At 32.6% G+C, this 22,591-nt stretch carries 20 protein-coding genes; all 20 read left to right on the top strand.

Annotated elements, in window-relative coordinates; genetic code table 11:
• Positions 1–4: 4 nt before the first annotated feature.
• The 20 genes from RCH18_RS10590 to RCH18_RS10685 all read left to right on the top strand — a co-directional run bounded on the left by RCH18_RS10590 (position 5) and on the right by RCH18_RS10685 (position 22,548).
• Positions 5–1,003: a glycosyltransferase family 2 protein gene (locus tag RCH18_RS10590; RefSeq protein WP_326936729.1), complete on the top strand. Its 999-nt coding sequence runs from the start codon at positions 5–7 to the stop codon at positions 1,001–1,003.
• 186 nt (positions 1,004–1,189) lie between these two features.
• A complete protein-coding gene (locus tag RCH18_RS10595; protein WP_326936730.1) occupies positions 1,190–2,845 on the top strand; it encodes an asparagine synthase C-terminal domain-containing protein in 1,656 nt (551 codons plus the stop codon).
• A complete protein-coding gene (gene wecB, locus RCH18_RS10600; RefSeq protein ID WP_326936731.1) occupies positions 2,842–3,933 on the top strand; it encodes a non-hydrolyzing UDP-N-acetylglucosamine 2-epimerase in 1,092 nt (363 codons plus the stop codon). Before RCH18_RS10595 ends, wecB begins: the two co-directional genes overlap by 4 nt.
• Positions 3,926–5,056, top strand: a complete 1,131-nt coding sequence (locus RCH18_RS10605) for a glycosyltransferase (RefSeq protein WP_326936732.1) — start codon at positions 3,926–3,928, stop codon at positions 5,054–5,056. Before wecB ends, RCH18_RS10605 begins: the two co-directional genes overlap by 8 nt.
• Positions 5,049–6,299: an EpsG family protein gene (locus RCH18_RS10610; RefSeq protein WP_326936733.1), complete on the top strand. Its 1,251-nt coding sequence runs from the start codon at positions 5,049–5,051 to the stop codon at positions 6,297–6,299. The genes RCH18_RS10605 and RCH18_RS10610 overlap by 8 nt, the downstream gene beginning before the upstream one ends.
• On the top strand, positions 6,299–7,390 hold the full coding sequence (locus tag RCH18_RS10615; protein WP_326936734.1) for a hypothetical protein: 1,092 nt from the start codon (positions 6,299–6,301) through the stop codon (positions 7,388–7,390). Before RCH18_RS10610 ends, RCH18_RS10615 begins: the two co-directional genes overlap by 1 nt.
• Positions 7,387–8,520, top strand: a complete 1,134-nt coding sequence (locus RCH18_RS10620) for a hypothetical protein (protein WP_326936735.1) — start codon at positions 7,387–7,389, stop codon at positions 8,518–8,520. Before RCH18_RS10615 ends, RCH18_RS10620 begins: the two co-directional genes overlap by 4 nt.
• Positions 8,501–9,508: an ATP-grasp domain-containing protein gene (locus tag RCH18_RS10625; protein ID WP_326936736.1), complete on the top strand. Its 1,008-nt coding sequence runs from the start codon at positions 8,501–8,503 to the stop codon at positions 9,506–9,508. Before RCH18_RS10620 ends, RCH18_RS10625 begins: the two co-directional genes overlap by 20 nt.
• 7 nt (positions 9,509–9,515) lie before the next feature.
• On the top strand, positions 9,516–10,418 hold the full coding sequence (locus RCH18_RS10630) for a GT-D fold domain-containing glycosyltransferase (RefSeq protein WP_326936737.1): 903 nt from the start codon (positions 9,516–9,518) through the stop codon (positions 10,416–10,418).
• On the top strand, positions 10,419–11,483 hold the full coding sequence (locus RCH18_RS10635; RefSeq protein ID WP_326936738.1) for a glycosyltransferase: 1,065 nt from the start codon (positions 10,419–10,421) through the stop codon (positions 11,481–11,483).
• Positions 11,483–12,538: a glycosyltransferase gene (locus RCH18_RS10640; RefSeq protein ID WP_326936739.1), complete on the top strand. Its 1,056-nt coding sequence runs from the start codon at positions 11,483–11,485 to the stop codon at positions 12,536–12,538. The genes RCH18_RS10635 and RCH18_RS10640 overlap by 1 nt, the downstream gene beginning before the upstream one ends.
• Positions 12,539–14,410: an asparagine synthase (glutamine-hydrolyzing) gene (asnB, locus tag RCH18_RS10645; protein ID WP_326936740.1), complete on the top strand. Its 1,872-nt coding sequence runs from the start codon at positions 12,539–12,541 to the stop codon at positions 14,408–14,410.
• Positions 14,410–15,534 (top strand): glycosyltransferase family 4 protein, encoded by a 1,125-nt coding sequence (locus RCH18_RS10650; protein ID WP_326936741.1) that lies wholly within the window; start codon positions 14,410–14,412, stop codon positions 15,532–15,534. The genes asnB and RCH18_RS10650 overlap by 1 nt, the downstream gene beginning before the upstream one ends.
• Entirely contained in the window at positions 15,531–16,610 is a 1,080-nt protein-coding gene (locus tag RCH18_RS10655) for a CapA family protein (RefSeq protein ID WP_326936742.1), read from the top strand. Before RCH18_RS10650 ends, RCH18_RS10655 begins: the two co-directional genes overlap by 4 nt.
• Before the next feature lie 4 nt (positions 16,611–16,614).
• Positions 16,615–17,892: a CoF synthetase gene (locus RCH18_RS10660; RefSeq protein WP_326936743.1), complete on the top strand. Its 1,278-nt coding sequence runs from the start codon at positions 16,615–16,617 to the stop codon at positions 17,890–17,892.
• Positions 17,892–18,497 carry a sugar transferase gene (locus tag RCH18_RS10665; RefSeq protein WP_326936744.1) on the top strand — a complete coding sequence of 202 codons (606 nt, stop codon included), beginning with the start codon at positions 17,892–17,894 and terminating at the stop codon, positions 18,495–18,497. Before RCH18_RS10660 ends, RCH18_RS10665 begins: the two co-directional genes overlap by 1 nt.
• 1 nt (position 18,498) lies before the next feature.
• Entirely contained in the window at positions 18,499–19,122 is a 624-nt protein-coding gene (locus tag RCH18_RS10670) for a NeuD/PglB/VioB family sugar acetyltransferase (protein ID WP_326936745.1), read from the top strand.
• A 23-nt stretch (positions 19,123–19,145) separates the two neighbouring features.
• Entirely contained in the window at positions 19,146–19,892 is a 747-nt protein-coding gene (locus RCH18_RS10675) for a YdcF family protein (RefSeq protein ID WP_326936746.1), read from the top strand.
• A gap of 274 nt (positions 19,893–20,166) precedes the next feature.
• Positions 20,167–20,754, top strand: a complete 588-nt coding sequence (locus RCH18_RS10680; RefSeq protein WP_326936747.1) for a sugar transferase — start codon at positions 20,167–20,169, stop codon at positions 20,752–20,754.
• A 582-nt stretch (positions 20,755–21,336) separates the two neighbouring features.
• Positions 21,337–22,548 (top strand): DegT/DnrJ/EryC1/StrS family aminotransferase, encoded by a 1,212-nt coding sequence (locus RCH18_RS10685; RefSeq protein WP_326936748.1) that lies wholly within the window; start codon positions 21,337–21,339, stop codon positions 22,546–22,548.
• The last annotated feature ends 43 nt before the right edge of the window (positions 22,549–22,591 follow it).

Consider the following 22,591-nt stretch of genomic DNA (forward strand, 5'->3'; position numbering starts at 1 on the left):
TAATATGAAACTAAGTGTAATTATCCCCATCTACAACGTAGCGCCATATTTAGAAGCGTGCATTAAGAGTTTAGCTACTCAAGGTATTGCATTTGAGGACTATGAAATTATTTGTGTTATTGATGGTTCTCCAGATAATAGCGCTGAGATTGTGCGTAGATTACAAAAAGATATACAAAATATTATTTTATTAGATCAAGAAAACCAAGGTGTTTCCGCCGCCCGGAATAATGGTTTAGCCATTGCAAGAGGTAAATATGTCGCTTTTATTGATGGAGATGATCAGATAGTGACGAATGCACTAGCAGTTTTTTTACACTATTGTTCTACGGAGAATTTAGATATCTGTAATGCAAAATATTCTGATTTAACTAGTGTCTTACAGTTAAATTGTAATTCTATATTACAAAATAAGAATGCAGTAAATGCATATTTGAAAGGCAGAAATGACACTATAGATAGTTCATGCACCCATTTGTATTCTCGGCAGCTATTACAAGAAAATAAGATTTTGTATAATACGTCGTTGTCCTACTTGGAAGATGGTGAGTTTTTAGCTAAGGCTTATTTTTTTTCTTCGAGAGCAGATTCAACTACTTTAGATTATTATGTACGAACTAAAAGAGAAGGCTCAGCAACAAGCAGCAACCTAAAAAATTCAAACAAAGTTTTTGACGGGTATATTTTAGCTACCAGAGATTTTGTTAAATTCAAAGGTAATTTTAATCATTCGGCTAATAGAATTATCATAGATCAGGTAATTATAAAATATTTTATACACGCAACTTATTTTTTTATAAAAAATCCGAGCTATGGACGGTACAAAGTTTTAAGGCAAAATTTCCCACTTCATAGTATTGGAGAGGATGCAGATCTAAATCTTATATCTAAAAATTATGTATATTTTTATAAATCTATGAAAAGAGGCTTGACATTTTTAATTTTGCAACTTTCTTTAAAATATAGCATTGATTATATAAAGGCTAAAATTAATACATTATAAAAGATCATCTTTGTATCCTAACAGTTTAAATTATAATGCTACAGGTATTATTTAAAAAAGAATTTAAAAAATCTTACGATTATATAAGATAGTCGTGACTGTGTACGAAGGATGTTCAAAACTATTTCAATTTAAAATTCCTATCAAATTTTTAAAATGCTTACTTGTAAATCACATTTTTAATTAATGAACGAACTAAATTTAAATCTACTATCTTTTAAGTCCATCAAAATTGACGAGAAAACCGAAATCTATTATAGAGGAATTCCTTTCTATGATGGTCAAGTAATTGATTTTATCTCTAAAAATTCACAATTTTTTTTACGAGATTTATGCATTCTTACTCATGAGTCTGTACTAGAATTCTCAGAAAAAATTAAAGGCTCATTTACGTTTTTAATTGTAAAGGAAAGTAGCATAATTGCTCTTTCAGATATTATCAGAACATTTCCGTTATTTTATAAAATAAATGGAAGTGCAATAGAAATTTCAGATTCTATTACAAATTTTAAAGGTTGTTTAATTGATGAAAATAAATTAAGCGCCTTCATTACATCGGGCTATTCATTTGGAAGCAGTACCATTTATAAAGATGTTTTTGGTATTCAAGCTGCAGAAATAGTTTTTATATCAAAAATAGATTTAGTCATTAAATCTTCAAGATATTTTAAATTCATTCCCGAAAAAAATACCAAAGCAGTTGATAAAGAAGTTTTTGTAGCATCGTTTAACGCCCAAATGGAAAAGGTCATTGAAGCAATGATAATTTCTACTCCTCAAGTGAATAATTGGATAGTTCCTTTATCAGGCGGACACGACTCGAGACAAATTGTAAATTTTCTTTATAAAAAAGGCATCAAAAATGTCATTTGCTTTAGCTATGGCAAGCCTGGAAATACTCAGGCTAAATTGAGTAAACAAATTGCAGAAGCACTTAACTATGAATGGCATTTTATAGAATATTCTGAACAAAAATGGAATAAGCTACACAAAAATGGTGTAATTGACCATTATATCGATTTTGCTTTTCAAGGGGTATCCACTCCTCATTTGCAGGATTTTTTGGCTATTTATGAATTGAAGCAACTTACTATTATTACAAAAAATGATGTCATTATTCCAGGGCATACATTAGATATGTTGTCTGGTGGACATTTTTCAACATTAGACCAAAATTGTGCTAACAAAGTTGATTCAATATTGAGAACAGCTAAAAGGCACAGCAAACTATATGAAAATAGTTTGATACTTAAATCTCATTTATATGAGTCATTAAACGAAATATATGACGAAATTTTACTAGAGCCATCCCAATTTCAAGAGTATATCAATTGGCAAGAGCGGCAAGCAAAGTTTATTGTGAACAGTTGTCGGGTATATGAGTTTTTTGATTTTGAATTTAGATTGCCTTTTTGGGATATAGATTTAGTAAAGTTTTTTATGAAGCTTAACGCAGAGCAAAGAAAAGAAAGATTATTTTTTAAAATATCTGAAAGAGAAGGAATTTTAATTCCTGAGCTTGCCGCAATACCTTTTGAAGACGAAATTATTGTTAAACAAACCAAACAATCATTTAAGAATAAAATAGCTTCTCGAATCCCTAATTATATAAAAGCAAGAATGGCTAAATGGTTAGGAAAGCAGTACGAAGCGGAATCTCTAAATCAAATTTATGCTTTAAAAGCAGATACGGTTGAAGGTCTTATTGGATCGATAAATCAATTTCCTAAACAAACGCATCCATTTCTAATAACTGTACTTCCAAGACCAACACATCGAGCTGATTATCATCTTCTCTCGGGATTATATGCGGTGTCTAGAATTTTAAATAAAACAAAATGAAAATTACCTTAATAGCAGGAGCACGTCCCAATTTTATGAAAATTGCGCCAATCCTCCACGCCATCAAAAAAGTACAAAAGCAAGGACAAAACATACAGTTTCGTTTGGTCCATACCGGACAGCATTACGATGCTAAAATGAGTGATACATTCTTTCGAGAACTAAATATTCCGCATCCTAATGTAAATCTGGAATGTGGTGGTGGAACTCAAGCTGAGCAAACAGCTTCAATTTTAATAGCTTTTGAAAAAGAGCTTTTGGCACATCCAGCAGATTTAGTTTTGGTAGTTGGTGATGTCACTTCTACTATGGCCTGTGCTATTGTTGCAAAAAAGCTAAATACCAAAGTAGCACATGTAGAAGCAGGAATTCGATCCTTTGATCTTACAATGCCTGAGGAAATTAACAGAATGGTGACCGACAGCATTACTGATTATTTTTTTACGACTTCTAAAACTGCAAATGCGAATCTCTTGGAATATGGCACAAAAGAAGAATCTATTTTCTATGTAGGTAATGTTATGATTGATACCTTATTAGCCAATCAGGATCAGTTTCAAAAACCACTATTTTTTGAGGAATTGAAATTAAAAGAAAAGGAATATTTTGTGTTAACCATGCACCGCCCGGCAAACGTCGATGAAACACAAAAGCTGAAAGAAACGATGACTGAGATACTCTCTAATGTAAATGGGCTACCTGTTGTTTTCCCTATTCATCCACGAACAGCTAAAATCATAGAAAGTTTAAATATAAGTGCAAGCAATTTGCATATTGTTGAACCTTTAGGATATTTGGAATTTAATTATTTGGTTCAATATGCCAAAGCAGTTGTTACTGATTCAGGAGGTATTACAGAAGAAACCACCGTGATGGGAGTACCTTGTCTGACCTTACGCGATAATACAGAACGACCAGAAACTATTACCATTGGTACCAATGAATTGGTAGGAACGAATCCTAAAAATATTAAGCCAGCATTAGATAAAATATTTAGTGGTACGTGGAAAAAAGGTGGAATTCCTGATTTATGGGATGGAAAAGCTGCAGAGAGAATTGTGAAAGAAATAATTAATATTTATGGATAAGAAAAAGATATTAATTGTTGCACGAACTTTTTTCCCAGAGCAAAGTCCCCGTTCTTTTAGGACTACTGAGCTAGCCAAAGAACTTGCAAGACAAGGGCATCAGGTAGACGTTCTATTACCAAAAAACATGCAAGAAAAAATCGAAAATGAATTTGATAATTCACTGGGTATTAAATTTTTGTATTTTGGACTTTTGACTTGGAAACCTTTTGAGCGCTCTAAAATAAGTTGGATAGGTGATTGGAAACGTAAGTTCGGACGACTGTTGTTTTTATTGTTTGAATATCCGAATATTGAAATTTATTATAAATTACCCAAAATATTAAAGACCTTAAAAGGGTATGATTTAATGGTTTCTATAGCTGTACCACACGAAAACCATTGGGCGATAGCTAAAGTTCGAACAGCAAAACATCCTATTGCTAAAATTTGGGTAGCAGATTGTGGTGACCCATTTATGACCAATGTACTAGAAACAATTGCTCCGCCTTTTTATTTTAGGGCTTTAGAAAATAGTTTTTTGAAAAAGGCCGATTTTATAAGTGTGCCTACGGCTACTTCTGCCGATGCTTATTCAAATAAATATCATGATAAATTTCAAGTGATTCCACAAGGTTTTAATTTTGAGGAGGTTGATATAGCAGCTATCAAACCTACACATAAGGCACCAACTTTTGCTTATGCTGGTGGCGTTTCGGCTACAGGCATTAGAAGTCTGCATGAAGTAATAAAAGTATTAAAAGAAATTGGAAAGCCTTTTACTTTTCATGTATTTGGAGCAAACGCTAAAGCTGTCCTCCAAGCTGTTGCAATAGGATACGAAGAACAAATTGTTTTACATGATGCAATTCCCAGAAGAAATTTACTTTATAAATTAAGTGAGATGGATTTTTTGATCAATCTAGATAATGGTACACATCTAAATACGCCAAGTAAATTAATAGACTATGCGCTCTCCCAGAGACCTATTTTAAGTATTGATCCTTTACATCCAAATAGATCAAGAGTGACATCATTTCTTAAAGGCGATTATAGAGATGCCACTATAATAAATGATATACAAGTTTACAATATAAAAAATGTCGCCTCTAATTTTTTGAATTTACTTTCGAGCGATGTTTAGTATTAATAATAATAAGTCGATAGGTGAGAATCAAGAAAATTCAGGATACCTATTATTAGTTTTTTTAATTTGGCCTTTTATAGCTTTTGCAATGGCTTGTTCAAATTTTAAAAATAATTTAAACAAAAAGATCATTCTGGCTTTCTTTGCTCTGTATGGAATTCTATATTTTTTAAATCCTGCAATGGATGGACAAAGACGTGCCGATGGTCTGAAGATAATTGCTCAAGAACCTCTCGAAAATTTATTCTATACATTTGAGAATCTTTACGAAGAAACCTTAGATTTTGCCGAGCCGCTTTTAATGTTTCTAATTTCTAGATTTTCAGATTTTCACGGTGTTTTATTTGGCATTTACGCCTTGATATTTGGTGTTTTAATGTTGTATTATCTTAATAGGATGTATCTCTATTATCTAGATAAAAAATCTATAACAACTTTATTGTTTTTTACGTTATTGGTTTGTGCCAATCCAATAAATAATATCGGAGGATTTAGAATGTGGGCTGCTGCTTGGATTTTCGCAATTGGATTACTTGGTTATTTACAAAATCCAAAAAACAAGTATTTAGTCTTAGCTGCATGTTCCTTCTTAATCCATTTTAGTTTTCTGCCTGTCGTTATATTATCAGTCATTTATTCAGTTTTTAAAAATAGGCCTAAAATTTACGGTCTGGGTGCTATAGCAACGTTCTTCGTGGCAGAATTAAATATTGAGTCAGTGAGACAGTATGCTGCATTTTTTGGAACAGCTTCTCAAAACAAGGTTGGTGCATATACTGGAGAATCATACATAGAAAATCTTGCAGAATTAGCAACCAAGTCTGCATGGTACATTGACTTTATTAATTATGGCTTGAAATATTTTGTCTTAATTTCATTATTAGTAGTATTTTTAAAAACAAAAGGGCAATTCAAAAATAAAATTATTGCAAATTTCTTTTCTTTTACTCTCATGCTCTTGTCTTTCGCCAACATAAGTTCCTTATTGCCCAGTGGAAGCAGATTTTATGTAGTTTTTTATATTTTTGCTTTTTCGACACTACTTCTTTATTATGCTTATGAAACAGATTATAGGAAAACAGAACTTATTAATAGAATCGGAATTCCTATCGTAGTGCTATATGTTATATTTACTTTTAGATTATTTTCGGACAATGCATCAGTTTACTTATTTGGACCTAGTTTTATGATGCCTTTTGGAATCTTAGAAAATGTATCATTACAATCTATACTATTCTAATGAAGAATTTTTTTAAAAAAATAGCTAATCTACCCGCTCTAAAAACCAATAGAAAATTAATTATATTTCTATCAGACGATTGGGGTTCAGTGCGGATGCGTTCTTCAAAACATCAAAAGCAACTAGAGGCAAATGGGTTGAGAATTAGTAGTCGTTTTGACCAATTTGATACACTAGAGAGCAACGCTGATATGGAAGGTCTTTATGAGGTGCTTTTAAAACACAAGGACTGCAAAGAAAATAATCCAATAATTACCGCTGTATCTAACGTTGCTAATCCAGATTTTAAAAGAATTCAGCAAGAAAATTTTCAAAATTACCACTTCGAAAGCATTGATAAAACCTATCAAAGATATCCTGATTCAAACAAAGTTTTAGAGTTGGTTAAACAAGGCATAGAACAAAATATATTCATACCTCAGTCACACGGTAGAGAACATTTACAGGTCAATTGGTGGATGAAAGATTTAAAAGATGAAAATTCTTTTGCGCGTAAAGCTTTTGAAAATGAATTTTTCTTCTTGGGCGCGGATTATCTCAATGATCCAAAAAGAGGAAGAGGTATTGGAGCCGCATTTGATATTTGGGATGAAGAAGATATTCTGTCAAGTAAGGAAATTGTTAAAAGTGGTTTAACGATTTTTAAAAATTTATACGGTTATAATTCTAAGATTTTCACTCCACCTGCAATGTTTTACAATCCAGGTATAGAAAGCAATTTAGTTGAAAACGGAATTGACTGGCTTGATGTTGGGCGATTTTTTAAAATTCCCTTAGTCAATGGTAAACAACGTGCTCAATTCAACTATTTAGGTAGAAAGAAAAAATCAGGGCTTAAAGTTTTAGTACGTAACGCCGTCTTTGAAGCTAATATGTCTGCAAATGATAATGGCGTAGCACGATGTATGTACGATATTGAACAAGCATTTCAATCAAAACAACCAGCCTTAATATCAAATCACAGAGCTAGCTTTGTTGGTGGAATCGATGCAAATAATCGTGATACAGGATTGAAATCTTTGGACGTACTACTGAAATCTATTTTAAAAAAATGGCCAGATGCTGAATTTTTAGCTGGTAGTGAACTATGATAAATTCAATATTAAAAACAGTAGCCTTTTATAAAAATTCTTTTGGCGATTTTAGTACCAAAAGAAAATTAGTGGTTTTTGAATCGGATGATTGGGGAAGTATAAGAATGCCTAATAATAAGGTATATCAGAATTTAAAAGATAGCGGTTTCGATTTGACAAATAGGCCGTTTGAAAGGTTTGATTCCGTAGCAACTAATGAGGATCTATCATTACTTTTTGAGCTATTAGCTAGCTTTAGGGATAGTAATAATAATCATCCTGTAATTACTGCAAACGTTATAACAGGAAATCCGGATTTCGTAAAAATAAAAAAAAATGATTTTCAAGAATTTTTTGTTGAAGAATTTATAGAGACCTTAAAAAACTACGATACTAATTTTGCTCTTTGGGAAGAAGGAATAAAAAATAAGGTTTTTTTTCCACAGTTTCATGGGCGAGAGCATCTCAATGTGCCAAAATGGATGCACGCTCTGCAGGAACGAGAAGAAAATGTTTGCACTGCTTTTGACTATGGGTTGATGGGAATACCACCGAAAGGCAACCCTTCGATCGGCAATTTATATCAAATTGCTTTTGATTTAAACACAGAATTAAAAACCAATCGAATTTTTCTAAATAAATCAATAAAAAACGGAATTGAAATTTTTGAAAAAGCATTTAATTATAAACCATTATCGTTTATAGCTCCAGTTTATACTTGGGATTCTTTCATAGAGAATGAACTAGAGAGCAGTAATGTGAAGTATATACAAGGGGGGAGATTCCAAACCCTCTCTAATTTACAAGGGACTATAAAACATAACATAGGTGAGAAAAAAAACGGGTTTATGTACAATGTAAGAAATGCTTTTTTCGAGCCATCAACTATTCTTGAATTTGATCATCGAGCAGCTAGTTTGGAACAGCTTAAGACTCAAACTAAATTTGCGTTTCTGTTCAATAAACCTTTGGTAATTAGTGTGCATAGATTAAACTTTGTAGGTAGAATAGATACGAGAAACAGAGATGTAAATTTAGAATTATTTAAAAATTATATAAAATGGCTTTTAAATAAACATCCAGATGTAGAATTTTTAAATACTGTACAACTCATGGAAATCATTGAAAATGAAAATAGCTATACATAAATCCTCTTGGGGGTTTAGTCCAGAATGGATTAACTACTGCGAAAAAAACAGTATTCCATATAAAATCGTCAATTGTTATGACACAGACATCATCAGCCAACTAGAAGATTGCGAAGTGCTGTTTTGGCACCACCATCATTCCGATGCTAAAGATGTATTGTTTGCAAAAGGCTTATTATTTGCATTGGAACAAACAGGCAAAAAGGTATTTCCTGAATTTAACTCGAATTGGCATTTTGATGATAAAGTAGGACAAAAGTACTTGTTAGAAGCTATAGATGCGCCATTGGTTAAAAGTTTTGTTTTCTATGAAAAGAAAGATGCGATGGCGTGGATAGAGAAAACTTCTTTTCCTAAAGTATTTAAGTTAAGAGGCGGTGCTGGTTCTGCTAACGTAAAGTTGATTCGTTCAAAAAGTCAAGCACACAATATAGTTAACAAGGCGTTTGGAAAAGGATTTCCTGCTTATGATAAATGGAACGATCTTAAAGAGCAGTATTTACGATTTACACAAGGAAAATTAAATAGAATAGAGGCACTAAAAAGTATTCGGAGAGTATTTGTTTCCACTCGATTTGCAAAAACAGTAGGTAATCAAAAGGGATATGTGTATTTTCAGGAGTTTATTCCTAACAATGATTCTGATATCCGAGTAATTACGATAGGAGAAAAAGCATTTGCTATCAAAAGAATGACGCGTCCCAATGATTTTAGAGCGTCCGGCGGTGGCGTAATCAAGTTTGAAAAAGAATTAATTGACGAGCGATGTGTTACAATAGCATTTGAAACCTCAAAGAAGTTAAATGCAAGCGTAGTAGCTTATGATTTTGTTTTTGATTCAGAAAATAAGCCTTTAATCGTAGAAATAAATTATGGTTTTGCTCACCAACCTTATTATAATTGTCCCGGTTATTGGGATAAAAACTTAAATTGGCACGAAGGTAAATTCAATCAAGTCGAATGGATTTTAGAAGAATATTTAAAATAGTTAAGGAATGAACTTACAATACGGTAGTTTTTTTAAATACCCTAGAAAAGTGTTTAAGCACTTTTTAAGCGCAGTGTTTCCTTTGGTAACTAAGATATATCCTCTTCCCATTGTAAAGTCAATTCCTGAAACAATTGATAAAATTTTAAAGGATAAAGTATCTATATGCCGATTTGGTGATGGAGAACTTTTGTATATTTCGGAGCAAAGGTCTCTACCTTTCCAAAAACAAGATAGTCGATTAAGAAATTATTTTATTGAAATTTTACAATCTGAAAATAAGAATATTTTGGTTGGGTTGCCTGTTGGCTATCAATCATTAAATAATTTAAAAAAAGAAGCGAAGGTAACATGGAGAGCCATCATATCATGGACCTACCCTAGTATAAAAAAAATACTAAAAAAAGACAAAATTTATTATAATGCCTCGATGACCCGTCTCTATATGGATTATGAAGACACTTCTCATAGTGGGGAATGGTTCAAAAAAGTGCAATCGATTTGGAATGATAAAGATATTTTATTGATAGAGGGTGAAAAAAGCCGTTTAGGAGTTGGAAATAATTTGTTTGCAAATGCCAATTCAGTGAAAAGAGTATTGGGCCCAGCTCATAACGCGTTCGATCAATTTGATAATTTATTGAATTTTGCGAAACAACAATCAAAAGAATATCTAGTTTTAGTGGCAATGGGTCCAACTGCTAAACCTTTGGCTTATGAGTTAGCCTTAGCCGGATTTCAAGCCTTAGATATAGGAAACCTAGATGTTGAATATGAATGGTTTTTAAAAGGCGCTACTACAAAAGTAATAATTGAAGGTAAATATACCAGTGAAGCTAAAGGAGGAAGAATTGTTGCCGACATTATTAATGAAGAGTATGAAAACCAAATTATAGCGAAGTTTTTATAAATGAAAAAAAAAGTATTGATTATTGGCCCATGTCTTTCTATGGGAGGTATGGAAAGAGCTGCGGTCAATACGGCTAATAGTATAGAGGATTCTAATATAGAAGTTGTATTTGTGGCGATGTTCAAAAAAGACCATTTTTTTAGTTTAAATACAGCTATCAAGTTATGGGAACCAGAAGGCCTTAATGCGAGTTCACTTTCATTTATTAAGACGATTAGGTGGATTCGATTGCTAGTTAAAATGGAAAAACCAGACACGATTCTGGCATTCAATAAATTCTATGCTGCTCTGACTGCATTTGCACTCTTTGGAATAAAAATTCCTTTCTTTATTTCAGAGCGTTCTAGTCCTCTATTTGTGTGGAAACAACCTTTTAAAACAATAAACCGTCTGGCTTTCTGGTTAAAACCACCTACAGGAGTAATCGCTCAAACTTCTATAGCCGCATCTTATCAAAGGAAGTACTTTAAGAAATCTAAAATTAAAGTGATTCCTAATATTCTTCGACCTATAATGCTGTTTCCTGAGATTGAAAGAAAAGATATTATTTTAGCGGTAGGAAGATTAGGAGATCATTTAAAAGGATTTGATCTATTAATTGAAAGTTTTAGTTTATTGAAAAATAAAAGTTGGGAGCTGCATATTGCGGGTGGTGATGAAAACGGACAAGAATTAAAAGAATTAGCAACAAAGCTAGGTGTTTTAGAACGTATTAATTTTTTAGGAAAAGTCCAAAATATTGATAAGGTATATGCTTCCGCAGGAATTTATGTCATTCCTTCCAGAAGTGAAGGTTTTCCTAATGCGCTAGCCGAAGCAATGGGTGCCGGTTGCTGTTGTGTAGCTTTTGACTTTATTGCAGGACCGAGAGATATGATCGAGCACAATAGTTCGGGAATTATTGTAGAAAACGCAAATACAAAAGAAATGGCAAGTGCCATTGATGAACTTATTGATAATCCTGTAAGAAGAGGACAATTAGGACAACAAGCTAGTAAAATAGTTGATCGATTAAATCCAACAATCATTAGTGGAGAAATAATTGAATTTTTAGAATTAAAATAATGAGTGATAGTCCTTTGCTTTCTATAATTATTCCTATTTATAATGTGGAAAAATATCTTAATAGATGTATCGATAGTTTAGTAAAACAAACTTATCAGAATTTAGAAATTATTTTAGTAATCGACGGCTCGCCAGACAATTCTATTAAAATAGCTCGTGATTATGCTATTTTAGATAAACGAGTAATTGTAGTGGAGCAGGAAAATAAAGGTTTATCAGGAGCTAGAAATTCGGGGGTTTCACTTTCTAAAGGTGATTATATAATGTTTGTCGATTCTGATGACTGGATTGATCTAAGAACTTGTGAATACGCTATCAATTCTGTTAATAGAGATGAGTGCGACTTGGTTTATTGGTCAGGAGCTAAAACTTTTAGTGATAAACCAATTCAGAATTTTTGGCTTTATGATAAAGATTTTTTATTCTCGGGAAAAAGCCTTGATTGGTTAAAAAGAAGAACTGTCGGTCTTTTAGAAAAAGAACTTTATAACCCAGTAAAAACGGATAACTTTAATTCTGCATGGGGAAAATTATATAAAACAGCTCATATAAAGAATAATAATTTAAATTTTGTAGATACAAAAATTATTGGAAGCGAGGATGTGCTTTTTAATATTGAATATTTTCAATATGCAAATAAAATATCTTACCTGCACAATTCTTTCTATTTTTATTGGCAAGAAAATGAAAACTCATTAACAAAAAATCACGGATCTACATTATTTCCGCGCTTCTTAAATATGTTTCACGCTATTGCAGATTTACTCCTAGCTTATAAACTACCTGCAGAATATTATCATGCTTTGGAAAACAGAAAAGCAGTTTCTATTATTAATAATTTACTAAGTATTACTTCTGTAAGAAATGCTCAAAGTAGAGTACAGATGATTAAAGATATAAACAGTATTTTGTCAAATAATGAAATTGCAAAAGCATTGCAATCTTTAGAATTGCAGTATTTGCCTGTCCATTGGAAACTGTTTTTCTTTTTAGCAAAGCGCAAAATGGCTACATTGTTATATTTTATGATGATGGTAATAAGAAAAATCAAATAAATGTGCGGAATTTTCGGATTTAGTGCCAAAGGCATTACAGAACAACAACTAACTGCAGCAACCGATAAACTCATTTTAAGAGGGCCGGATGCCGCTGGCTATTTCTATAAAAGTCCTGTTGGCTTAGGACATAGGCGTCTTTCGATCATTGATTTAAGTACAGGCGAACAACCGATGTTTAGCAAAGATAAATCAGTCGTACTGATCTTTAACGGAGAGATTTATAATTTCAAAAATATCAAGAAAGAATTAGAATTTGAGGGAGTTCAGTTCAATACACAAAGCGATACCGAAGTAATAATACAAGCGTACCAAGCTTGGGGTATTGACAAATGTCTTGAAAAACTAGAAGGAATGTTTGCTTTTGCACTATGGGACGAGAAGCTGCAAAAAACAATTTTAGTTCGGGATCGTTTTGGCGAAAAACCTTTGTTTTATACTCAAAATGAGAATGGATTTTTTTTCGCATCGGAGTTAAAAGCATTAAATGGGTTTTACGACCGAAAACAAATATCTAAAACGGCTTTAAACTTATATTTTAGCTTAACCTATATTCCCGCACCGTACACAATCTACGAAAATGTTTTTAAGGTCGAAGCTGGATGCTATCTTACAATTGATGTGGATGGAAATTTTATATCAAAACAATATTATGATTTTGAAAGTATCTCATCTAATAATCAGCAGCATCAACTGCGCAATTATGAAGAGGCGAAAGAAGAATTGCGAACAAGATTGTTTGACTCTATAGAAGAGCGAATGATTTCGGATGTGCCGTTAGGCAGTTTTTTGAGTGGGGGAATTGACTCTAGTGTAGTTTCGGCTATTATGGCAAAACTGTCACCTCAGCCAATTAAAACTTTTTCGATAGGTTTCAAAGAAAAAGAATACGATGAAAGTGAAAGAGCGGCGTTGGTGGCAAAGCATATTGGGGCAGATCATACTTTGTTTATAGTAGGTCATAAAGATTTATTAGAAATCGTTGATGAAACCTTATCATACTTTGACGAACCATTTGGTGATTCTTCTGCAATTCCTTCTATGATGGTCGCAAAAAAAGCCAAAGAAAAAGTAACCGTAGTCTTAACAGGAGATTGTGCCGATGAACTTTTTGGCGGGTATGATAAATATTTAGGGAAGCATTATGCAGACCAATATAACAAATATCCAAAACCGCTGAGAAAGCTATTTGAAAAAATAATTGGAATTATTCCGCATACCAGTACCACAAATCAAATTCTTAGAAAAGTAAAAAAAGTAGTTCATTCTGCCGGTCTCAGCCCTGATCAAAGATATGCCTCTTTATCATCTTTGGGTTATACCGAGTTGCAAAAACAAGAACTGCTAAAGCTAGAATTTCAAGAAAATTCTAATGCCATTATTTTAAAATATTTTTCAGATCTTAATGGTGACGAACTCAACAAAACGTTTTATAGTGATGCTAAATTAGTGTTAGAAGGAGATATGCTTACCAAGGTAGATCGCGCTTGTATGCTCAATTCGTTAGAGGCGAGAGTACCATTTTTAGATTCTAAAATAGCAGAGTTTTCCACTCGTCTACCACACGATTTTAAAATTGATGGAACCAATAAGAAAAAGATTTTAAAAGATACATTTCGTGATTTGGTGCCCGTTGAAACAATGGCATTTAGTAAAAAAGGATTTGGGATTCCAATACGTCTTTGGTTTCAAAATGAATTAAAAGAGGAATTAAATGCTTTACTTTCGAGACAAATTATAGAACAGCAAGGAATATTTAATTTTGAAATGATAGAGAAATTAAAATCGGAACATTTTTCTGGTAAAGAGAATCACTCTACTAAATTGTGGTTGCTTTTTGTATTTCAGAAATGGTTTAAAAATCAGAAATAGTGGCAAAGAAACGATTAATTTTAGGAGTAACAATTGGTGGAAGTTCAAGATTAATGGATGGTCAAGCTGCCTATTTTAAGAGCTTGGGTTATGAAGTATACTTAATTTCTCAGGATCATTATAAAGAGAAGTTGTTTTGTGAAAGAGAAGGAATTACTCATTTACCAGTAACAATAGATAATGAAATAAGTCCATTAAAAGATCTATTAACATTATTCCAAATAACAAAGCATTTTAAAACGATAAAACCAGATATCGTAAATCTAGGAACTCCTAAAATGGGGTTACTTGGTATGATTGCGGCAAAATTTTTAGGTATAAAAAAACGCATCTATACTTGTCGCGGATTGCGCTTTGAAACCGAGACTGGTCTTAAAAGGCGGATATTAGTTGCAATGGAAAAATGGACAGTATCGATGGCTCATCAAGTGATTTATGTCAGTCCTTCTTTACTGAAAGCTGCTAATAGAAGCGGAGTGGCTCAAATAAATAAATCAATAGTTATAGAGTTTGGTAGTAGCAATGGTGTAAATACTTTAGATTTTGATTTTTCAAAAATAGATAAACAGCAAAAAACAGCATTAGTAGATAAATACCAATTGGCAAACGTTATTACTATAGGTTTTGTAGGTCGAATTACACAGCACAAAGGTTGTTATGAATTAGTAGAAGCTTTTGAAAATATTTATCAGAATCACCCCAATGTGCGTCTGATAATGATGGGGCATATTAAGTGCGATATAGTATTTGAATCCCGCTTTCGTAAGCATCCTGGAATTATTCATATTCCTTTTCAAGATGATGTCCCACTTTATATGTCCTTGTTTGATATATTTGTATTGCCATCTTGGCGCGAAGGTTTCCCTAACGTTCCCATACAAGCAGCAGCAATGAATATTCCAATTGTAGTTAGCGATGCTACTGGCTGTGTAGATTCAGTAAATAATAACATAAACGGGATGGTGTTTCCAGTTAAAAACACTAAAGAATTAGAAATCACACTACTTAAATACATAGAAGACGAGAATTTAAGGAATATTCACGGCCTTGCAGGCGAAGATTGGGCAAATAAATTTACGAATAAGATTATTTGGGACGGTATAAATAATATTTATAAATTATGATAATATTAGGCGATGTTGCTTCTCCAAATTCAATAACAACAGATGTCATTAACACGGCACTTGCAAATGCAAAATTTAAAACCAATCAGACAATCCTATTTAATCTTGAGGGTTTGATTACAGATTCTTTTTCGTCTAAAATAGAAAAGCCAATTTTATTTAATCACTCATCAATAATAAGAGTATTTCAGAAATTTGATACAAAAATTGCTGCCTTGGCAAATAATCACACACTTGATTTACCGGAGCTTCTAAAGTCTACAAAAGATCTTCTTTTTCAAAATCATTATAAAGCTGTTGGAGCAGGAAGTACATCTGATTCTGACTTTAAGTATGTGGTTGCAGAAGAATCTGAATATAATGTTTATGTATTGAATTCATGTTGGGATTTCTTATTGTACAATCAAAATACGAGAGATCAAAAACAGACCGTTCATACAATAGATGAAATGAAAACCCTTAATTGGGTCAAAGAAATAAAAGCTAAAGATGAAAAGGCAAAAGTTGTATTATACTTTCATTGGAATTTTGATTTAGAAACATTACCATTTCCTGCTCATCGCCGCTTTTCTAAAGCATTAATAGATGCAGGAGCTTCACTTATTATCGGGGGACATTCCCACTGTATACAAGGTGGAGAGACATATAAAGATGGATTTATAATATACGGTTTAGGTAATTTCTTTTTACCAAATAACATCTACGCTAACGGAAAATTGGCTTTCCCAAAAATGTCCGATAAGGGATGGGTTATTGAATGGGATATTACAAACAACTCAGTTATAAACCATTGGTTTAGTTATTCATCAAAAGAATCGAAACATAGTTTAAGCTATTTGGGGAATGAAGATTTTAAAGATTCAAAAACGCTTCAGGATTATTCTAAATTTTCGAATTTGTCTGATAAAGAGTATGATTTATTTTTTAAAAATAACAGACGAAAAAAATTACTAATTCCTATTTTTTATAAATTTGAGCCTTCATTGCTAAATAGTTTTAAAATGACTGCTCTGAAAATTAGGGCGAAAGTCGCAAGATTTTTGGCAGAAAGAGGAGTAATAGGATGGCAAAATTAAAAATATGAATCTAAGAAAAACAGCTTTTCAGTTACAGGATTTCGTAAAAGGAAATACCGTTACGTCTCATCTTAATCAAATATTTGAATTTTATAAAAATAGAGCAAGTTCAAGTGATGCACTCACCAATTTAATTAAACACGCTAAAGCGAATGTTGAGTTTTACAGCAAAATTACATCTACAAATGTCTCCGATTTTCCTATAGTTGATAAGATAGTTATAAAATCATCAATCAATAAATTCAGAGCTCAAAATTACTTGGATAAGAAAGTCGTATCGATGACTACTTCAGGTTCTACAGGCACTCCCTTTACTGTATATCAGGATTTTAACAAAAAAGCTCGCAACCACGCTGATACCATTTATTTTGGTAATTTGGGAGGCTACGGTATTGGAAATAAATTATGGTACTTGAAAATTTGGGTTAGGGAGAAAATGAGTAAGCCATATTTTTACAAATTGCAAAATATCAAACCGATAGATGTCATTACTTTATCTAATGTACAGATTAGAGATATTATTACAGAAATTCAAAAGGGAAATGGAAGTAAGTATAATTTTCTGGGATATGTTTCAGCGTTGGAACAAATAATTCGTTATTGCGAAATAAATAACATTAAGCAAATAAAAGGAAATTCGGCTGGAATAATTACAATGTCAGAAGGATTAAGCGCGGAAACGAGGCTAAAGTTAGAAAAATTATTTACTTGTTCAGTAGTGTCCAGATATAGTAATTTAGAAAATGGCATTATTGCACAGCAACTTTTTGGCGAAGATGCTTTTCTAGTTAATACCGCGAGTTATTATTTGGAAATTCTTTCACGAGAATCTAATGAAGTTTTAGAGGAAGGAGGCCTAGGGCGAATCGTAGTTACAGATTTGTACAATTATGCGATGCCGATGATAAGATATGATACTGGGGATCTCGGAAGTATTGTTAGTAAAGATGGTAAGACCTATATAGAAAGAATCGAGGGAAGAAAATTAGATGTTTTGTTCGATACTTCGGGTGAGATTGTTTCGTCTTATATAATGTATAAAAACATGTGGCAATATAGCGAAATCGTACAGTATCAATTAATTCAGACTCATCAAAAAAGTTATTTGTTTAAAATTAATTGTGAGACTCAATTTACTAAAGAAAGTCAATTAATTGGTGAATTCAAGAAATATTTAGGAGAAGATGCAGATTTTAAAGTAGAATACGTTAACGAAATACCACTGTTGGAATCTGGAAAAAGACGTAAGACAGTTAATTTATACAAAACATCAATTAACTAATGTATAAGAATTTTTTTAAAAGAATTTTAGATTTACTTATTGCCACTATTGGATTAATATTGACTTTCCCATTCCTATTCATTATTTATATAATTTTATATAAACAAAATCGAGGAGCTGCATTCTTCTTTCAAGAGCGACCTGGGAAAAATCAGATACCATTTAATATTATTAAATTTAAAACGATGTCTGATGCTAAAAGTATTGATGGGAAATTGTTGCCAGACAATCAGAGAATTACCAAAGCAGGAAAAATAATTCGAAAGCTATCCATTGACGAATTACCACAGTTGCTAAACGTTTTTAAAGGAGATATGAGCTTAATTGGTCCTAGACCGCTTTTATATAAATATATGCCTTTGTATTCTGAAGAGCAGCTTCGCCGTCACAATGTTAGACCTGGAATTACTGGTTGGGCGCAAGTAAATGGTAGAAATGCTATCAGCTGGACACGAAAATTTGAGTTAGACATCGAATATGTAAATAATTTATCTCTTTTTTTAGACATAAAAATTCTTTGGCTTACGTTTATAAAAGTAATTAAAACAGAGGGAGTAAATCAAACTGACGATCGTCCAATGATGCCTTTTGATGGGAGTAACTAATATGAAGCAAAAATTAATCATTGTCGGCGCTGGAAGTGTGGGAAAGTATATTGCCTACAATCAAAATATCTTTCAACAAGAATTTGAAATTATTGGGTTCTTAGATGATGATGTGAGCAAGCATAATACAACAATTGCAGGAGTTCCAGTTTTAGGAAATGTGAATGCCATTAATGATTATGCCAACCAAGGTTTTGCTTTAGTATGGGGAATTGCATTTCCAACTATAAAAAATACTTTATACGAACTATACAAACATTTAAACTTTGATTATCCCAGTTTTATTGCCAAAAGTGCTTGGCTTTCCAATGCAGTATTTTTGGGAAAAGGGTGCATTATTTATCCCGGATGTAGTATCAACTACGAAACGGAAATTCAAGATTTTGTAGTAATGAACATGAACTGCGCGGTTGGTCACAATTGTAAGATTGGATCTTTTACTTCACTTTCCCCTGGTGTCAATTTGGGAGGAAACACAACTATTGGAAATCAGGTAGAACTTGGAATTGGTTGCGCAACTTTACAAGGCATTTCTATTGGCAATAATGTGAAAGTTGGAGGGCAAGGCATGGTTACTAAATCGCTAGCATCTGGTCAAATTGTAAAAGGAATTCCTGCCAAATAAATAAATTATATAAAAAATTTAACGTGCTAGATTTCCTCAAAGACAGTATACAACTTACCAATTTCTTCCTTTTTGCAGTAGCGCTACTCGCATTTACTACTTACCATTATTCTTTCAAAAAAATCTGCTTCTACTGGTCCATCCTGCTGCTTTTATTTTTAGCAGCTTCAACAAATATATTGCCCACTTATTTAGTTGCACATTACGAAGCCAAAACGCCTATTTGCAATCCCACTATTCTAGATAAAAATGAAACCTATTACCTCCACGTTTTAGGAGCTGGCTATAGTTTAGATTCTAGATTACCTGCAACCTCGCAGCTTAGTAATACCACTTTAGCTAGATTAATAGAAGCCATTCGCATTTCAAAACCTTTACCAAACTACAAAATTGTCACTTCAGGAAATTCGCGTTTAAATTTAGAATCTCAGGCAGAAGTAGCCAGAAGAGCCGCAATAGAATTAGGCATTCCTTCCGAAAATTGCGATGTTCTCACAACTCCGACCACAACAGCTGAAGAAGTAAAGGCTTTTGTAGCAAAATTTGGCACAAATAAAAAAGTAATTGTAGTTTCTGATGCGATGCACTTACCACGGGCTATAATGCTGTACAAAAGAGCAGGAATAATTGCTATAGGTGCACCAACTAATTTTCAAGTAAAAATGGGTGTAAATGACTATAATGGGATTTCATTTCCTTCGATGGGATCTATTAACTTAATGAATAACTATTTACGAGAGCGGTTAAAGTATTGGAAAGATAGTTTATAAACTGAAAATTTTATCCGATTTAACAATCATAAAAATTTAGAAGTTGGTTAGTTAATTAAAAAAGATTAGCTTGTTCATCTTCTTTATGAAATCTATAATTGCCACAAAGCTGATGAGTTGGAATTTGAGTATCAGATGGTAAAAAATTTGTAGATCAGTAGTGAGGATAATTCAATAGGACATTGTGACTACTGATAGGAGGTGAAGCATACTTGTTTCTGTCCTTATGATGCTGTTACGGTTTATAGATAACAATAATCTTCAAAAAAAATTAATGACTAAACGCTTGTTTGATATTTTTTTCTCTTTAGTGGGCCTACTTTGTTTAGGCGCTGTATTGATGATTTGTGTTTTAATCGCCAGTATCGATACAAAATCCTTTGGACTTTTTTGCCAAAAACGTATTGGTCAATATGGAATTCCTTTTACGATATACAAAATAAAGTCGTTACTGGATGGCTCAAAAAAAATAACTGCTTTTGGAAGTTTCTTACGAGCCTATAAACTTGACGAATTGCCGCAATTGATTAATGTGCTTTTAGGCGATATGTCTTTTGTAGGACCTAGGCCCGATGTTGCGGGATATGCAGATCAATTAATAGGAGAAGATCGTATGGTATTAAATGGTAAACCAGGCATCACAGGTTTAGCTTCCATTAAGTACCGCAACGAAGAAGAGTTACTGCAGCAACAAAAATTTCCATTAGCTTATAATGACGAGATCATTTATCCAGATAAAGTGCGTATTAACAAATGGTATTTGGAAAATCACAACTTTAAGATGGATCTGCTTATTGTATTATATACTGTATTTCCTTCAGGTTTTGATGTAGAACACTATATAAACAATTATCAAATTTAAAATTTATTATTTTTAACTGTAGATTTTAAAGAATAATTTTCTCTAAGGAAACTGTCTTATTGTTTTGATTACAAATTTTTAAATACAGCTTTACTTACCAAAGTATTAAGTTGGACAATCCTAAAAATGTTTGATATAAAATTATGTTTAAGAATTGTAATGTTGCTTGTGCTGCGCATAAATATTTATAATGACTTTCTAGTTTATAGCAAAAGTCACACTTATGAAGAAAAATCAAGTTAAATACTATTTGCGCATAAAGTAAAATAATAAATTACCTAAATCCCTAATTACATTTTAAGTACGATTGTAATTAGTCTGCTAGACACCATTTTTTTTGAGAAAAAAAAACAGTACCTATTTGAGTTAATGTGAAATAGATAAAATAAAGTAAAACAAATTTGCGTTTTAAAGTAGATTGTTTTTATCTTTGTCAACAGTATTATTTACTGATTTTTATCTAATTGTTAAGATTTTTATTGTTATTTACTACATGCAATTAAAGCATTTTTTTACTGCCATACTAATATAAGAACGCAGCTCAATTCTAAAATACACCTACTAACATAACAATAAAAGAGAATGAAAACATCCAAAATATGGCTATCGTCTCCGCACATGGGCGGTAATGAACAAGTATTTGTTCAGGAAGCTTTTGACACTAACTGGGTAGCACCGTTAGGTCCTCACGTAAATGGACTTGAAGATGATTTGGAGATCTATTTAGGCAACGATACTCACGTTGGTGCGTTAAGTACGGGTACTGCGGCAATTCATTTAGGGTTGATTTTATTAGGTGTAAAGGCAGGCGATGAGGTAATTTGTCAAAGTATGACTTTTTCCGCTTCGGCAAATCCTATTTTATACTTAGGAGCTACTCCTGTTTTTGTAGATAGTGAAGAACTAACTTGGAATATATGTCCTGCGAGTTTAGAAGAAGCGATCACAGACCGAATTGCTAATGGCAAAAAGCCTAAAGCGATTATCGCTGTACACTTGTATGGCGTTCCTTATCAAATCGAGAAAATAAAAGCAATCTCAATTCAGTATGGAATCCCAATATTAGAAGATAGTGCTGAGGCACTGGGAAGTACTTATAAAGGTCAAAAATGTGGTACATTTGGAGATATAGGAGTTTTATCGTTTAATGGGAATAAGATTATTACCACTTCTGGTGGTGGCGCTATAGTTACCAAAACAAAAGCGATGAAAGACAAAGCTATATTTTTTGCTACTCAATCGCGTGATGATGCTCCTCATTATGAGCATAGTGAAATAGGGTATAATTATAGAATGAGTAATATTGCTGCAGGAATTGGTCGTGGGCAGATGCAAGTTTTAGATAAACATGTACAATTGCGAATTGCTATGCATCAATTCTATGTCGATTTATTTAAAGGTATTGAAGGGGTAACGGTTTTTACTGCACCTAATATTAATTACATTCCTAATTATTGGTTAACGGCGCTATTAATTGATCCTATTGTTACTAATGGTATCGATCGTGAACAATTGCGATTGGCTTTTCAGCAAGATAATATTGAGTCTAGACCTTTATGGAAACCGATGCATCTGCAGCCTGTGTTTGAAAAATATCCTTATTATGGTGGAACAGTAGCCGAGTCCTTATTTGAAAATGGCCTTTGTTTGCCGTCGGGTTCCAATCTTACTGACCATGATAGAGAAAGAATCAAAGCTGTAGTCAACGCATTATTTTCAACAACAACAAGTGCTACATCACGTGAAATCGCTGTAAAAGGCAATATTGAAAGCAAGAATGTCTTAAGCCAATAATAATGACCTTTTTTTAATATGAATTAGTTTTATTAATCTGGTG

The sequence above is a fragment of the Flavobacterium sp. PL11 genome, assembly GCF_035985025.1.
In the GTDB taxonomy this organism is placed as follows: Bacteria; Bacteroidota; Bacteroidia; order Flavobacteriales; family Flavobacteriaceae; genus Flavobacterium.